Source organism: Pigmentiphaga kullae (assembly GCF_004216695.1).
In the GTDB taxonomy this organism is placed as follows: domain Bacteria; phylum Pseudomonadota; class Gammaproteobacteria; order Burkholderiales; family Burkholderiaceae_B; genus Pigmentiphaga; species Pigmentiphaga kullae.
Genome location: NZ_SGXC01000001.1, coordinates 161,325 through 176,811, shown reverse-complemented (window position 1 = coordinate 176,811; position 15,487 = coordinate 161,325). Strand labels below are relative to the sequence as shown.

Sequence of the window (15,487 nt, the reverse complement as noted above, 5' to 3'; positions counted from 1 at the left end):
AATCTTGTGCAATGCACCACGAAAGTGCCCAGAAACGAGGCGGGGCCTCGATTCGACAAATGATGATAAGAATGATTACTATTCGTGTGTTTCAGCTTGTTGTAAGTCAGTTTTTTGTCAGGTTCGTCCAAGGCGTTCTGCGGCGCCCGGGCGGATTCCCCTTCACCTGGAGAATTTCAAGAATGGCTTTAGCCAACCGGGGCGTTCCTTTCCTGTTGTCCACGTCCCATCTTGCCGTCCTTGCCGCGCTCGCCTCCGGCAAGGTCCTGGCTCAGGAACCCACGACCGAACTCGCGCCCATCGTCGTGACGGCGACGGGATACGAACAGGAACTCAAGAACGCTCCCGCCAGCATCACCGTGATCGGGCAGGAAGCCCTGCAGGAGAAGCGCTACAACAACCTGGCGGAGGCCTTGAGCGAGGTCGAGGGGGTGGACGTGCGCGGCAATACCGGCAAGACCGGCGGCCTGAACATCAGCATCCGCGGCCTGCCCAGCGAATACACGCTGATCCTGATCGACGGCCGGCGCCAGAATGCCGCCGGCGACGTGACGCCCAACGGCTTCGGCGAGACCAGCACCAGCTTCATGCCGCCGCTCTCGGCCATCGAGCGCATCGAGGTCATCCGCGGGCCCATGTCCACGCTCTACGGCTCGGACGCCATGGGCGGGGTGGTCAACATCATCACCAAGAAGGTCGCCACGGCCTGGGGCGGCTCGGTCACTTTCGACAAAGGCATCCCGCAGAACAGCGACTTCGGCGACACCTCCAACGCGAATTTCTACGTAAGCGGTCCCCTGGTGCCTGAAATGCTGGGCCTGGCCGTGCGCGGCAGCATCTTCAACCGCGGCGCGACCGACATCGACCTGCCCGAAGGCACGGGCAGCATCAGCAAGCGCGGCCCGGCGCCGGTGGAGTCGCGTATCTACACGGCCGGCGCCAAACTCACGCTGACGCCGAACAAGCAGCACGATTTCTGGCTGGACGTCGACCGTTCGCGCCAGTGGTACAACAACGACGAAAGCCAGCTCGGCACGCTGGACGATCCGTCCACCAACACCTACAACGGCTACGGCCGCGACCTGCGCTTCAACCGCGACCAGGTGGCCGTGGGCCACACCAGCCGGTTCGAGTTCGGCACCGTGCAGTCGAGCCTGATGTACAACAATACCGAGACGCTGGGCCGTACCGTGCCCAACATCGCGGCCAATTCGCCGCTGGCGGCGGTGCTGGTGCCGGGCGCGCCCCGCAAGCTGGAAACCACCAACGTCGTGCTCGACACCAAGCTGGTCAAGGCCATCGGCGATGCGCACATGCTGACCGTGGGCGGCCAGTACTGGGATGCCGAGATGACGGACGGCCTGGCCACCAAGCGCTACAAGCAGGCCACCAAGTCGCTGTTCGCCGAAGACGAATGGCGCCTGCGCGAGGACCTGGCCCTGACCACCGGCGTGCGCTACGACCACCACGATGCCTTCGGCGGCCATTTCAGCCCGCGCGGCTACCTGGTGTGGAACACCACCCCCAACTGGACGGTCAAGGGCGGCGTCAGCCGCGGCTATCGCACGCCGCGCCTGAACCAGTTGCACGACGGCATCAACGGCATCAGCGGCCAGGGCCGCACGCTTACCATCGGCAACCCCAACCTCAAGCCCGAGGTCAGCACCAGCACGGAAGTCGGCGTCAACTACGACAACCTGGCCGGCCTGACCGCCAACGCGACGCTGTTCCACAACCGCTTCAAGGACAAGATCTCCGCCGCGGCCAACGGCATTCCCAACTGCGACTACGCGGCCAACCCCAACCAGCCGGGCTGCATCTCGATCGGCGCGCTGCCCACCCAGGCGGAGTTCGGCCAGCAGGTCAACCTGGAGCAGGCCACCACGCGCGGCCTGGAGCTGGGCACCCGCGTGCCGCTGGCTCCGCGCTGGACGCTGGGGCTGAACTACACCTTCACCGACAGCGAGGTGAAGAACGGCGGCGTCTACGGCGGCAAGCTGGCCGACACGCCCAAGCACATGGCCAACGCCAACCTGCGCTGGCAGGCCACCGACAAGTTCGCCATGTGGCTGCGCGCCGAATTCCGCGGCAAGAGCCGCCGTTTCGACGGCGATCCGGCCGCGCTTACCGGCGACAACCTGCGGGCCCAGCAGGCGGTGGGCGACCTGAAGGCCTATTCGCTGCTGCACCTGGGCGGGTCCTACAAGGTCTCGAAGACGGTGACCCTGACCGGCACGGTCTACAACCTGCTGGACAAGGACTTCATGAAGTTCAAGTCCTACGTGAACGGCGCGGGCGACACGGTGTACCTGAACGAGTACATCCATTCCTCGCAATCGACCCGGGGCACCATCCAGCCGGGCCGCACGTTCTGGCTGGCCGCCAACATCACGTTCTGACGCGGCCCGTGGTCCGGCCCCGACCGGGGGCCGGGCCGGCCGGGGCAAAGGCGGTAAACTGCCGGCCATGCGCATACGTCCCGACTCCGCGGCATTCGTTCTGCTTCTGGCCTCATTGTCCGCGCTGCCGGCGCTCTCCACCGACATGGCGCTGCCCGCCCTGGCCGCCATCGGCCTGGACCTGCACGTTCCTCCCTCCAGCGCCGCCCTGACCCTTAGCCTGTTCCTGGCCGGCTTCGCCATCGCGCCGCTGGCCTACGGCCCCCTGGCCGACCGCTACGGCCGCCGCCCCATCGTACTGTTCGGCGGGGTGCTGTTCTCGCTGGCCAGCGCGGCGTGCGCACTGGCGCCCAGCCTGGCTTCGCTGCTGGTCTTCCGGGTGCTGCAAGGGGTGGGGGCGGGCGCCGGCTCGGTCATGTCGCTGACCATCGTGCGCGACCTGTTCCAGGGCCACATCGCGCGCGCCCGCCTGTCGTATGTCGCCAGCATGCGCATCGTCGCGCCGATGATCGCGCCCACGCTGGGCAGCTGGGTCATGTACTTCGCCGGCTGGCGCTCGATCTACGGGGTGATGGCCCTGGCGGGCGTGGCGACGACCCTGGCGGTGTACCTGGGCATGGCCGAGACCCGGCCGGCGGATGCCGCGCCCGTGCGCATCTCGGTGGGCGCGCTGCTGCGCACCTACGCGCGGGTGCTGAGCAATCCCGTCCTGCTGGGCAACACCCTGGTCAACGCGCTGACCTTCGGCTGCCAGTTCGCCTACATCACCGGATCGCCGCTCTTGATGATGCAGCTGCTGGGCATGTCGCCGCAGGCCTTCGGTGCCGTGTTCGCGATGACGGCATTCGGCATCATGGCGGCCTCGCTCATCAACGGCCGCCTGAACGCGCGCGGCATCGCGCCCCACAAGCTCCTGTGGACCGGACTGATCCTGTCGAGCTCGACCAGCGTGCTGCTGGCGGTGCTGGGGTTCGCCGATGCCCTGTCGGCGTGGTCGCTGGTGCCGCTGCTGATGCTGAACACTTTCTCGTTCGGCATGATCGCGCCGAACGCCTCGCACGCGGCGGTGGAACCGCTGCCCGAGGTGGCGGGCGTGGCCTCGGCCGTGGTCAGCTGCGTGATGATGGCGGTGGGTGCGCTGTCGGGATCGCTGGTGACCATGCTGTACGACGGCCACAGCGCGCGGGCCATCACCGGCATCATGGCCGTGTGCACGCTGTCGGCCCTGTCCCTGTATGCGTTCTGGGTGCGGCGGCTGCCCGCGGCCGCCCACCGGCGGGCCTGATCAGCGCAGCACGAAGCCGCCGACCTTGCCGCCCTGCAGGTTCAGCGTGCCCACCAGGTCGTCGCCGCCGTCCTTGAACGTGATCTTCCACAGCGAGAATTCGTAGGACTGCTGCCGGTAGTCGCCCAGGCGCTGCACCTGGTAGCCGGCATGCAGGCGCGGTCCCAGCTGCGTCGCCACGGCATCGAACTGGGCGCGGTCCAGCTTGGCGAAATCGGCGCTGCCCGAGGACACGAATTGCTGGTAGTTGCCGGCTTCGATGGCCGTCAGCAGTGTCTTGAGCATCTGCGTCTCGGTCTCGATGGCGGCCGCGTCGGCGGCATGGCCTTGGGGGGCATGGAGCGCGGCGGCCAGCGCCACGGCCGCGAGCGCGTTGCGCGTGACATTCATGATGACTCCTGGTGAGAGGGAGAGGCCGCATGCGCTGCGGCAATGGCTTGCAGGCAGTCGTCGGGGCCACCCTGGACCAGGGTGACGCTGCAGGCCAGCATCAGGTTCAGGCCCAGTCCGAAATTCTCGACCAGGTGGCCCCCGGCGTCGACCGGACGGCCTTGGGCATCCGTGCCGGTGGCGACGCGCTGCGCCAGCGGCCGCGTATCGTCGGCGTAGGCCCAGACGGGCTTGCCCCGCGCGGCCGCATAGCCGATCTCGAACGCCGTGCCCGAATCCGGCTCCTGGCCACGGAAAGGCGCCAGATTGGCCATCACCACGTCGGCCCGCTCCAGCAGCGCCAGGTTGGCCCGGTAGATGCCCCGCGCCGCGTCCGGGGACGCGGCGTGCGTAACCGGTTCATCCAGGGGAAACAGCCCTTCATGGCCGTGCCGGGCGCAGGCCGCCTTCAGCCGTTGGCCATGGGCGCGGGCGTCGGGCCGGAATACGTCCGGCCCGGCCAGGTAGATCCGCATGGCGGGCGGTTCCGGATCAGGCCACGACGCCGGCGTCCGTCAGCAACTGCTTCAGTTCGCCGCTTTCGTGCAATTCGGCCAGGATGTCCGAGCCGCCGATGAACTCGCCCTTGATGTAGAGCTGCGGGATGGTGGGCCAGTTGGAATATTCCTTGATGCCCTGGCGGACCGCGTCGTCTTCCAGCACGTTCACGGTGGCCAACTGGCGCACGCCGTTGGCCTTGAGCAGCTGGATGGCGCGCCCCGAGAAGCCGCATTGCGGAAACTGGGCGGTGCCCTTCATGAACAGCACGACAGGGTTGTCGGTAACGGTCTGCCGGATGAAATCTTGCACGTCGCTCATGGCGATCCTCGTACAGAGTGAAAGGTGATGATGTCGATTATAGGTACCCGCCGGAAATCCGCTCGATGCCCGCCAGGTCGCGGCGGCTTTCGACGCGGGCGAATCCGGCCGCGTGCAGCAAGTCCCGCACCCGGGCGGCCTGGTCCCAGCCATGCTCCATCCAGAGCGCGCCGCCGGGCTTGAGCCAGGCCGGGGCGCCGCGGACGATGGCGCGCAGCGCCTCCAGCCCGTCGGCCCGGTCCGTCAGGGCCAGCGGCGGTTCATGGCGCAGGTCGCCTTGCGACAGGTGCGGATCGGCGGCGGCGATGTAGGGCGGATTGGAGACGATCACGTCATAGGTGGGGGCGGGCGCGGCACCGTTCAAGGCCCCGTACCAGTCTCCCCGGGCGAACGTGACGGCAGCGCCCAGCCGCGAGGCGTTGGCGGCGGCCACCGCCAGCGCCTCGGCGCTCAGGTCCGTGGCCTGGACCGCCGCGTCGGGACGCGCCAGCGCGATCGAGACGGCGATGGCGCCGCTGCCGGTGCCCAGGTCCAGCACACGCGGGGTGGCCCGGCCGCGCAGGTGCTCCAGCGCGGTTTCCACCAGCAGCTCGGTTTCGGGGCGGGGAATCAGCACCGCCGGCGACACCTGGAAATCGTGGCCCATGAACTCGCGCTCGCCCAGCAGATAGGCCATGGGCTCGCCATTGCCGCGCCGCCGCGCCCAGTCCCGGAAGACCGCGGCCCGGTCGTCGGGCAGGGCTTCGCCGTCGTGAGCGATCAGCCACGCACGGCCGACGTCCAGGGCCCGCTCCAGCAGCATGCGGGCCTCCAGCAGCGGCAGGCCGCTGCCGGCGATCAGCTCGCGCGCGGTGGCCATGGCGCTCAGTCGTCGCCCAGCGCGGCCAAGAGTTCGGCCTGGTGTTCCGAGGCCAGGGCGGAGATCAGCTCCTCCAGGTCGCCGTCCAGCACGTTCTGCAGCTTGTACAGCGTCAGGTTGATGCGGTGGTCGGTCACCCGGCCCTGCGGGAAGTTGTAGGTGCGGATGCGCTCGGAACGGTCGCCTGAGCCAACCAGGCTCTTGCGGTGCGCGGCTTCCTTGGCATGGCGCTCGCGCTGCTCCTTGTCCTTGATCCGCGCCGCCAGCACCTTCATCGCCTTGTCGCGGTTGCGGTGCTGCGAACGGTCGTCCTGGCATTCGACCACGATGCCCGTGGGCAGGTGGGTGATGCGCACCGCCGAATCGGTCTTGTTGATGTGCTGCCCGCCCGCGCCGCTGGCGCGGAAGGTGTCGATGCGCAGGTCGGCGGGGTTGATCTGCACCTCGGCCACCTCGTCGGCTTCCGGCATGATCGCCACCGTGCAGGCCGAAGTGTGGATGCGGCCCTGCGTTTCCGTGGCCGGGACCCGCTGCACGCGATGCCCGCCCGATTCGAACTTGAGCTTGCCGTAAGCGCCGTCGCCCGCGATGCGCGCGATCACTTCCTTGTAGCCGCCCAGTTCCGACTCGCTCATCGACATGATTTCCACCTGCCAGCGATTGCGCTCGGCATAGCGGGTATACATGCGCAACAGGTCGCCCGCGAACAGCGCGCTCTCGTCGCCGCCCGTGCCGGCGCGCACTTCCAGGAACAGGCTGCGGCTGTCGTCGGGGTCGCGCGGCAGCAGCAGGATGCGCAGCTCGCCTTCCAACTCCTCCAGCCGTTCCTTGCCCGCCCGCAGCTCTTCCTCGGCCATGGACTTCATGTCGGGATCGCCCAGCATCTCCTGGGCCGTCTGGATGTCGGCCTCGGTGCCTTCGTACTGCTTGAAGCCATTGGCAACAGGTTCGATTTCCGAGCGTTCGCGCGACAGCTTGCGGAAGGTGTCCATGTCGCTGGCGGTTTCAGGCGCCGCGAGCAACGCGTCCAGTTCGGCAAGGCGTCGAGACAACTGCTCGAGCCGGGCCCGCATCGATGCTTTCATGAAAGACTAATGGTTGCGCTCGGAACGCGACGAGAACAGGCGCGGCAACCAGGCCAGCAGCTGCTGGCGGTCGGCGCCTTCGCTATGGTTGAGGGCGGACAGCGGGCCGTGCAGATACTTCTGCGTCAGGCCGTGTGCCAGTTGTTCCAGGACTTGTTCCGGGGCATCGCCACGGGCCAGCGCCTTGCGGGCGCGGTCCAGCTCGGCCTGCCGCATCGCGTCGGCCGCCTGATGCAGGTCGCGGATGACCGGCACCACCGTGCGCGTATCCATCCAGTGCATGAAATTCTGCACCCGCGTCTCGATGATGGCCTCGGCCTGCACCACCGCCGCCTTGCGTGCATCGGACGCGTTCTGCACCAGCCGGCCCAGATCGTCCACCGAATACAGATACACGTCGTCCAGCCGGCCGACCTCGGGTTCGATGTCGCGCGGCACCGCCAGGTCTATCATCACCATCGGCCGGTGGCGGCGCGTCTTGGTGGCGCGTTCCACCATGCCCAGCCCCAGGATGGGCAGCGAACTGGCCGTGCTCGACACCACCACGTCGAAATCCGCCAGCTTCTCGGGCAGCTCCGACAGCCGCATCGCGCCGGCCGAGAATTTCGAGGCCAGCGTCTCGGCCCGTTCCACCGTGCGATTGGCCACCACCATCTTCTTCGGATGATGCGCGGCCAGGTGCGTCGCACAGAGCTCGATCATCTCGCCCGCGCCGATCAGCAGCACATTGACTTCGGCCAGGTCGCCGAACACCCGCTCGGCCAGCCGCGCCGCTGCCGCGGCCATCGACACCGACTGCGCGCCGATCGCGGTTTGCGAACGGACTTCCTTGGCCACCGAGAACGTGCGCTGGAACAACTGGTGCAACAGCGTGCCCATCGCCCCGGCTTCCTCGGCGGCGCGCACTGCGTCCTTCATCTGCCCGAGAATCTGCGGTTCGCCCAGCACCATCGAATCCAGCCCGCTGGCCACGCGGAACGCGTGCCGGACGGCGTCGTGATGGATGTGGCGATAAAGATGCGGTTGCAGCGACCGGTCGTCGAACTGCCGATAGCTCGCCAGCCAGGCCGGCAGATGCTCGGCCACGCCCGGTTCGGCCGCACAGTAGATCTCGGTGCGGTTACAGGTGGACAGGATGGCCGCCTCGCGCACCGCGCCGCCGAACGCCGACCGCAGCCCCGCCAGCGCCGGGCTGACCAGCTCCAGCGGCAGCGACACCCGTTCCCGCACCGAGACCGGGGCGGAGACGTGATTCAGGCCGAATGTAAGAACGTCGACGGACATGGGACAGGAGGGGAAAAAGGCCACGAATGACAAGGGCCACCCGCCATTATAAAGGGTAGGGAGGGAGGAGGGGTGCGACGCGGGGTCGCTAGGGTGGGGTAACGGGGGATTTGGCGGAGCGTTTTGCCAACGGCCCAAAAAGTGTGTAATATCCTGCGTTCTTTACGGGACGCGCGTAATTGACGCCGCGGCCGGTGAAGCTTCGTTGCAGCGCTCGTTGCGACATGGCCTGGTAGCTCAGTTGGTAGAGCAGCGGATTGAAAATCCGCGTGTCGGTGGTTCGATTCCGCCCCAGGCCACCAAGGATTCGATGCCCAGCCTTAAAAGCTGGGCATTTTCATTTCTTGCGGGTACGGGTAGATCACCAAGCGTCAGACACGGTAATCGGTTTCCGGGGTCAGTGCCCGATCCACGCGCCTCCTCATCGCTTCGAAGACCTGCGCCGGTAGCTCCGGGTCGATCGGTCGCTCTTCGCGCCGCTTGCATCTCGAGTGCACGAAAGTTGCGACCTACCCAGGTGGTGACCACGTCGTCTACCTGGGCCGCGTCGAGCGTATTGGCCAGGGTGGTCGACGGCCTTTGGCGTTCGGGCAGGGACGCTACATGGTTCCGTATGCGCACGACCTTGGGCCGCGGTCGTTGGGGCTGGGCCTGGCGCCTCCGGTGAAGCCGCAGGCGCTGCGTACGGCCATCGACGCGATGCCCGGCATCAGCACTGCGCTGGGTGATCACACGCTCTGCCTGTCCGTGTGGGGTAACCACGGTCCCACGGCCATCCACTTTGAGCCGGGGGCGCAACCGGTCAGCGGCGACCTGCGCACGGGATTGGTCGTGAGTGTGACGCGGTCGGCCGCCGGCCGTGCGTTCGCGGCCTTCCTTCCCACCGACATCACACGCAGCTTCGTGGCGGAGGATCTGCGGCTTTCGCGTACTTCAATGGAAGATGCGGCGGCGCAGCAGGCGGCATTCGAGCTTGAGATGGAGCAGGCGAGGGCCAGTGGCGTGGCGCGATCAGCAGACCCCGGGCCGTCGCCGATACAGGGCTTCGCAGTGACCGCATTCAGTGTTCCGATTCGCGACAGCCTGGGGAACATGATCATGGCCCTGACCATCATTTCGCATGCCAGCCGATTGCAGCCGGACCGGGACGCAGAGGTGCCTACTCGCCTGGCTCAGGCCGCTGCTTCGATTGCGGTAGACGGATAGGCAGCCGTTCGCGGGACAGCGACCGTACCCCGGCCCGTACCGTCGCCTGTCATTTCGGTGAATACACCCACAGACTGGTGTAGAGATTTTTGTGGGCGTGTGCGATGTGCATGATCCCCATCGCCTCATGCTAAGATGAATTCACTCGGGATTTCAGCCTCCCGCTCTTCCAAGATAGACGGTGTCCCGTCCAAGCGCTGGTACTCTCAGCCGGAGTTATCCGTGGACACCGCTACGTCAGCATCCATTCCTTCAGATATCGCTTCGCGCCAGCTTTCGCTGGGCACCGCTTTGCGCTTTTGGCTGAAGCTGGGGTTTATCAGCTTCGGCGGTCCGGCGGGGCAGATCGCCATCATGCATACCGAGCTCGTTGAACGCCGACGTTGGATCAGCGAAGGGCGGTTTCTTCATGCGTTGAACTATTGCATGTTGCTGCCCGGCCCGGAGGCCCAGCAGCTGGCGACCTATATCGGGTGGCTTCTACACCGCACGTGGGGGGGCGTGGCCGCCGGGGTTCTTTTTGTTCTTCCTTCCTTGTTCCTCCTGATCGCGCTGTCATGGATCTATGCCGCATACGGCAACCTGCCCGTGGTCGCAGGCTTGTTCTACGGAATCAAACCTGCAGTCACTGCCATCGTGTTGCACGCAGCGCATCACATTGGCTCCCGAGCCCTGAAGAACCATGCGCATTGGCTCATAGCAGGAGCGGCGTTCCTCGCCATCTTCGCGTTTAACGCCCCATTTCCGCTTATTGTGGCCATCGCGGCACTGACGGGGTATCTGGGCGGAAGGTGGCGGCCGGAGCTATTTCGAACGGCTAGCGGGCATCACGCAGCGGCCCAGGAAGGCGGGGTAGTGGCGCTCATCGACGATGACACTCCGACGCCCGAACATGCGCGTTTTCGCTGGTCGCGGCTCTGCATCCTGCTAATTGTCGGCCTTGCCCTTTGGGGGGGCCCAATGGCTGTGCTCACCGTGTTATTTGGGTGGCATGGAGCCTATACGCAGATGGGCTGGTTCTTCACCAAAGCTGCACTGCTTACCTTTGGGGGAGCTTACGCTGTTTTGCCTTATATTTTTCAGGGGGCCGTGGAGCATTACGCCTGGCTTACGCCCACCCAGATGATTGATGGTCTGGCATTGGGAGAGACCACACCGGGCCCCCTGATCATGGTCGTCGCCTTCGTGGGCTTTGTGGCCGCCTATTTCCATGAATTGCTGGGCTCGGCGTCCCCGTTCATCGCAGGCGCTTTGGGCGCGACCCTGGTTACGTGGTTCACCTTCCTGCCGTCATTTGTGTTCATTCTCGCAGGGGGGGCTGTGGTGGAGGCAACCAAAGAGGACTTGAATTTCACTGCGCCGCTGGTTGCCATAACGGCCGCGGTGGTCGGCGTCATCATCAATCTGGCACTGTTTTTCGGCTACCACGTGTTATGGCCCACGGGGTTGACCGGGCGATTCGACTGGGTGTCGGCGATCATAGTGGTAGCGGCGGCAGTGGCGTTGTTCCGCTATAAACGCGGGGTGATCCAAGTTATCGTTGGGAGTGCAGTAGTTGGCCTGGTAGTTTCCTTCATGGCCTAAACGCCAAAGCGTCATGGGAGAGAGCAGTGAAAGTACAGGGGCAATGCCATTGCGGCGCGATCCGCTACGAGGCCGAGGTCCAACCTGGATCGATGCGGATTTGTCATTGTTCGGACTGCCAGATCATGTCGGGTTCGGCCTTCCGCACGAACATCGCCGCGCCGGCCGAGACGTTTCGCTTACTGCAAGGCAAGCCGCGCCACTATGTGAAGACCGCCGACAGCGGTGCGCAGCGGGTCACGGGTTTTTGCGAGCACTGCGGCACGCAACTCTATGCGACCGATCCGGGTACTCCAAAGCGCTATTCGCTGCGGGTCGGCACCCTTGCGCAGCGGGATCAGGTGGGGGGGCCGCAGACGCAAATCTGGACGCGCCGCCGTGTCAGCTGGATGCCGCCGCTCGACGGCGTTGATGAGGTCGACGGGCAGCCGTAGCCTTGCCGTCAGGCTTGCGCAACCCAAGGCAGGTCCACCGAATCGAGCCGCAGCAGCCGCCTGGCATTACCGCTTTCGATCGCCGCACGATGCTCCGGCGACAGCTCGAGCCTATCCATCTGCTCCACCGCATGCCGCAACGGGAACCGGTCGTAGTCGCTGCCGAACAGGAGCTGGCTGACGGGGACCCGGCTCATGAGCAGCGCCATCTGTTCCGGGGAATAGGCCTGTGCACATTCGAAGTACAAGCGGCGGAACTCCGCCGTGATGCCTTCGGGAAACAGTTCGGCCATGCGCTCAGGCCCCACCGTGACCCAACCCGAGAAGCCTTCCAGGCGCGCGATCAACGGGGTGAAAGCGCCGCCGCCGTGGCAGAACACGAACTTGATGCGCGGGTGTTTGCGCAGTGTGCCGGTCACCATCAGGTGCAGGATCGTCCGGGCGGTGTCGAAGGGATATTCCAGCCAGGCATCGCTCAGGTGCGGCGCCTGGTAGTCGAGGATGCCGCAGTCGCAGGCGCCCGCCCATCCTTGCGGATGCACGAACACCACGGCCTCGCGGCGGTCCAGCTCGTTCCAGACAGGTTCGAAGGCGGCATCTCCCAACCACGAGCGCGCGTAATGGGTGATCAAGCCGATGCCGTTCGCCTTCAGTACGTCGAGCGAATATTCGATCTCGCGCAGCGCGCCGTCCACGTCCGTCAGCGGGGGCGGCGATGCGAACAGGCCGAAACGCTTGTGCCGTCCCTGGACGATCTTCGCGCCGAACTCGTTGAGCATGCGGGCGCGATCGCGTGCCGCCTGCACCGTCTCGGCAACGACCGGCCCGGGCCACCCCATCGCCAGTTCCACGCCCGCCGCGTCCATCTCGCCGATCGCCTTCTCGGGTGTCCAGTCAGGCTGGCCGCGCCCACCCGGCGCGTTGAAATGATGATGCAAGTCGATCTTGCCGGAGGTGGTCGTGTTCTTCTGTTCACGTGTGCCCATGACTACTCCTTGGGAATGACCCCACTGGCCACGAGCGCCTTGTTGCTCTCGGATTCCGCGCGGATCGCTTTCGCCATCGCATCCGCGGCCCCGACGCGAACCTCCATGCCCTGCGCGGAGATGAGTTCGCGAACGGCAGGCTTGTCCATCGCCTTGAGCAGGTCGGACTCGATGCGGTGCGCCACCGCGGGCGGAATGGCGGCCGGCGCGACGAAGCCGAACCAGTTCTTCAGGTCGAACCCCGGATAACCCTGTTCCGCGGCGGTCGGGACCTCCGGCAGGGCGCTGGCGCGGGTGCCGGTGCTGACCGCGAGCGGAATCAGCTTGCCTTGCCGGATGAGCGGGTAGGCGCCGGCAATGCCGGACCACATCGCGTTCACCTGGTTGCCCGCCAGGTCCACCAGCGGCGACTTGTTGCCGTAGGGCACGTGCAGCAGGCGGATGCCCGCCATCTGCTGCAGCCGGAGCATGGACCGGTTGTGCACCGAGGCGGGCCCTTGCGAGGCATAAGTCAGCCCATCCGGGGCAGCCTTGGCCTTTGCGACGAACTCTTTCAGGGTGCGCACGCCCAGTTGCGGCGGCACGACGAGAACCACGGCTGCATCGACCGCCTGGGCGATCGGTTTGAAGTCGGCCTGGGGCCGGAACGGCAGCTTGTCGTTGACGTAGGGCAGCATGGTCAGGAGGGAGTCGGACGCCAGCAGGAGCGTGGTCCCGTCGGCCGGCGCGCGCATGACCTGGCTCGCCCCGACCACGCCATTGGCGCCGGGTCGGGACTCGACGATCACCGACGTGCCTCGGCGGACTTCCTCCAGGCTTTGCGCAATGGTGCGCCCCAGGAAGTCGGGCACCGATCCCGGAGGGCCGGTCACTACCAGCTTCACGGGCTGGGTCGCGTAGGCATCGTTCGGCGCCGGCTGTGCCGTGGCCGCTAAAGCGGCCAGCGCGGAGCACGCGCCCACGGCCATTTTGAAGGTCAGCTTCATCGGTGTCTCCAGGTATTTTTTAAGGTTGCCGGCCGGACAGGCCGGACGCGTCAAGCCCGCCAGCGCGGAAACAGCAGTTCGGCGTTTCCGGAACGCAGTTGCCGTTTGCGGTCCTCGGACCAAGGCAGCGCGGCGATGCCGCGTGCCGCGGTGGCCATCTGGTCCTTGGGGCCGAACGGGTAGTCGCTGCCGAACAGCAGGCGCTCCATCCCGACCTCGGCGACCAACGCATCGAGCGTGGTCGGCGACAAGGACAAGGCGCAATCGAAATACAGCTTGCGCAGTTCCGCCGAGAAACCCTGCGGGATCCACTTCCGCAGCTCGGGCTTGTTGGTGGTGAGCATCTCGACCCGCCCCGCCAGGTAGGGAATGGCGCCCCCCGCGTGCGAAAAGATCCAGCGGATGCGGGGATAGCGGATCAGGACGCCGGCAAGCACGATGTCGGCGACCGCGCGGGTGGTGTCGAACGGAAATTCGAGCGTCGACGGCGACAGGCCGGCGACCAATTGCATGCTGGCCGGAGTCGTGGGATGGACGAACACGACCGCGCTACGGCGATCCAGCTCCTCGTACAGGGGATCGTAGACGGGCGATCCGAGGTAGTGCCCACCGTGATTGGTCAGCACGCACACGCCATCCGCGCCCAGGCGGTCGAAGCCATGCTCCACCTCGCGCAGGCTGGCGTCGATATCCGGCAGCGGCAGCGCGGCGAAGAATCCGAACCGCCCTGGATGGTCGGTGCCGATCTGCGCGGCAAGCTCGTTGCACCAGCGCGCCAGCGCGGCGGCAGGTGCCGCGGCCAGGGGGGCGAAGCCGGGCGCCGAGATGGAGTTGATGGCCGTGCGGATGCCCGCCGCGTCCATGCCCTGCAGAGCGCCTTCCACGCTCCAGGGCGGCAGGCGCGTCGATGAGCCTTGCGCGGTGATGTAGGCCTCGCCGACTTCCTGGACGTACCGGGCGGGAAGGAGGTGCTGGTGGACGTCGATCATGGGGATGTCCATGCCCAAGGAGCCGAATCGGTCTGCTCAGGCATCTTTTGAGTTTCTAATAATGAGATTATTGCATCATGATTTTTATTTTTTCAAGAAAAAAATATCTATTTTTGATATTCAATGGGTTCTGGCGCGGCGTGCGTGTAGACGCACGTGCTTATGAGGGGACTCTGGACGAAGCGCAGGACGAACCGGGCACCGCAGGGCGTGATGGCCTGCATGCAGAACTCCAGGTCTGGGAGAGTGCCGCGGCTCGGGCCCAGCCCGTGCCCGGCCGAGCCGCCGTTACGCCGGGTTTTCCACCGCGGCGGCCGCATCCGCGGGCAGCGGCGACAGGGCGAGGTGATCGGAGATCTCGCGCGCACGCTCCATCACCAGGTTGCCGAGCCGGTTCGTATCCAGGAATTCGCCGTGCGGAAGTTGTAGAAGCAGGGTCAAGGCGCCCGCTACCCCGCCCTCGGCGTTGAAGATGGGGGCCGCCACGCCGGCCACGTCGCTGTCGACCTCGCCTTTCGAGACATAGAAACCGCGCTGGCGGATGGCTCGGAAGTACTTGCTGAATGCCGGCCAGTCCTGCCCCAGGGCCAGCACGTCCGGCTCATTCCCGTGCTCGTCGAAGAGCCGTTTCAACCTGGCCGACCCCAGGTGCGCGAGAACGACCTTGGACGCGGCGCCGCGAAACGGCGGCAGCGCGCGGCCCCTGCCGAAGCTGGCGGAGACGTGCGCGCGATGTTCGTCCTGATGGATGTTCACCACCTTGTCGCCGAAGACGCCCGACAGCATGGCCGAGCATTGGGTTTCCTCGGTCAGCCGGGCCATGACATCCCGCGCGGCAAGCAGCAGCGGGTCCGATCGCCGGCTGCGGTAGTCCAGTTCCATGATCCGGGCGCCGATCGCGTAACGGCCCGACAGCCGCGACACCAGGCCCGTTTCGGTAAGCCATCTCAGGTAACGAAAGGCGGTAGGTCGAGAAACAGCCAGCAGATCGCTGACCTCCTCGGCACTCAATGTGGTCCGCTCCTCGGTGAAGAGGTCGAGCACGTCGAAGACTTTCTGGAACTGGGACATGGCCGGAGTTTACTTGAGGCTCATACGGGTAGCAGTTCCAGGATTGAAGTGTTGAAATTTGATAGTGAAAA

The 15,487-nt window shown here is 66.0% G+C and carries 15 protein-coding genes and 1 tRNA gene; 6 read left to right on the top strand and 10 right to left on the bottom strand.

Going from position 1 to position 15,487, the window contains the following annotated elements; translation table 11 throughout:
- The first annotated feature begins 182 nt into the window (after positions 1-182).
- Both EV675_RS00860 and EV675_RS00855 read left to right on the top strand, forming a co-directional pair.
- Complete coding sequence (locus EV675_RS00860; protein WP_130355558.1) at positions 183-2,399, top strand: TonB-dependent receptor domain-containing protein; 2,217 nt, start codon at positions 183-185, stop codon at positions 2,397-2,399.
- 67 nt (positions 2,400-2,466) lie between these two features.
- Positions 2,467-3,684, top strand: a complete 1,218-nt coding sequence (locus tag EV675_RS00855; protein WP_087838538.1) for a multidrug effflux MFS transporter — start codon at positions 2,467-2,469, stop codon at positions 3,682-3,684.
- Here the strand turns inward: EV675_RS00855 and EV675_RS00850 are convergent, their stop codons facing one another.
- The 6 genes from EV675_RS00850 to hemA are packed head-to-tail and all read right to left on the bottom strand — an operon-like array spanning position 3,685 to position 8,160.
- Complete coding sequence (locus EV675_RS00850; RefSeq protein WP_087838537.1) at positions 3,685-4,074, bottom strand: hypothetical protein; 390 nt, start codon at positions 4,072-4,074, stop codon at positions 3,685-3,687.
- On the bottom strand, positions 4,071-4,589 hold the full coding sequence (locus tag EV675_RS00845) for a nucleoside 2-deoxyribosyltransferase (RefSeq protein ID WP_130355557.1): 519 nt from the start codon (positions 4,587-4,589) through the stop codon (positions 4,071-4,073). The genes EV675_RS00850 and EV675_RS00845 overlap by 4 nt, the downstream gene beginning before the upstream one ends.
- 16 nt (positions 4,590-4,605) lie before the next feature.
- On the bottom strand, positions 4,606-4,932 hold the full coding sequence (gene grxD / locus EV675_RS00840; RefSeq protein WP_087838535.1) for a Grx4 family monothiol glutaredoxin: 327 nt from the start codon (positions 4,930-4,932) through the stop codon (positions 4,606-4,608).
- 37 nt (positions 4,933-4,969) lie between these two features.
- Positions 4,970-5,791 carry a peptide chain release factor N(5)-glutamine methyltransferase gene (gene prmC / locus EV675_RS00835; RefSeq protein ID WP_130355556.1) on the bottom strand — a complete coding sequence of 274 codons (822 nt, stop codon included), beginning with the start codon at positions 5,789-5,791 and terminating at the stop codon, positions 4,970-4,972.
- Between the two features lie 5 nt (positions 5,792-5,796).
- The gene (gene prfA, locus EV675_RS00830; RefSeq protein WP_130355555.1) at positions 5,797-6,876 is read right to left on the bottom strand and encodes a peptide chain release factor 1; all 1,080 of its coding nucleotides are present in this window, start codon (positions 6,874-6,876) and stop codon (positions 5,797-5,799) included.
- Positions 6,877-6,882: 6 nt separating this feature from the next.
- Positions 6,883-8,160 carry a glutamyl-tRNA reductase gene (gene hemA / locus EV675_RS00825; protein WP_130355554.1) on the bottom strand — a complete coding sequence of 426 codons (1,278 nt, stop codon included), beginning with the start codon at positions 8,158-8,160 and terminating at the stop codon, positions 6,883-6,885.
- Between the two features lie 226 nt (positions 8,161-8,386).
- On the opposite strand from hemA, the gene EV675_RS00820 reads away from it, so the two are divergent.
- The 4 genes from EV675_RS00820 to EV675_RS00805 all read left to right on the top strand — a co-directional run bounded on the left by EV675_RS00820 (position 8,387) and on the right by EV675_RS00805 (position 11,384).
- Positions 8,387-8,462 (top strand) — tRNA-Phe (locus tag EV675_RS00820).
- 361 nt (positions 8,463-8,823) lie between these two features.
- The gene (locus EV675_RS00815) at positions 8,824-9,366 is read left to right on the top strand and encodes an IclR family transcriptional regulator domain-containing protein (protein WP_165404363.1); all 543 of its coding nucleotides are present in this window, start codon (positions 8,824-8,826) and stop codon (positions 9,364-9,366) included.
- Between the two features lie 222 nt (positions 9,367-9,588).
- Positions 9,589-10,950, top strand: coding sequence for a chromate efflux transporter (gene chrA / locus EV675_RS00810; protein ID WP_423213204.1), 1,362 nt, complete (start codon positions 9,589-9,591; stop codon positions 10,948-10,950).
- A 26-nt stretch (positions 10,951-10,976) separates the two neighbouring features.
- Positions 10,977-11,384, top strand: a complete 408-nt coding sequence (locus EV675_RS00805; RefSeq protein WP_130355551.1) for a GFA family protein — start codon at positions 10,977-10,979, stop codon at positions 11,382-11,384.
- Positions 11,385-11,392: 8 nt separating this feature from the next.
- Here EV675_RS00805 and EV675_RS00800 read toward each other — a convergent pair whose 3' ends face one another.
- The 4 genes from EV675_RS00800 to EV675_RS00785 form a co-directional block, all read right to left on the bottom strand.
- Entirely contained in the window at positions 11,393-12,370 is a 978-nt protein-coding gene (locus tag EV675_RS00800; protein WP_130355550.1) for an amidohydrolase family protein, read from the bottom strand.
- Positions 12,371-12,372: 2 nt separating this feature from the next.
- Positions 12,373-13,356, bottom strand: a complete 984-nt coding sequence (locus EV675_RS00795) for a Bug family tripartite tricarboxylate transporter substrate binding protein (protein ID WP_130355549.1) — start codon at positions 13,354-13,356, stop codon at positions 12,373-12,375.
- A 50-nt stretch (positions 13,357-13,406) separates the two neighbouring features.
- Complete coding sequence (locus EV675_RS00790) at positions 13,407-14,345, bottom strand: amidohydrolase family protein (RefSeq protein ID WP_165404362.1); 939 nt, start codon at positions 14,343-14,345, stop codon at positions 13,407-13,409.
- A 288-nt stretch (positions 14,346-14,633) separates the two neighbouring features.
- A complete protein-coding gene (locus tag EV675_RS00785; protein ID WP_130355547.1) occupies positions 14,634-15,416 on the bottom strand; it encodes an IclR family transcriptional regulator in 783 nt (260 codons plus the stop codon).
- Positions 15,417-15,487: the final 71 nt, after the last annotated feature.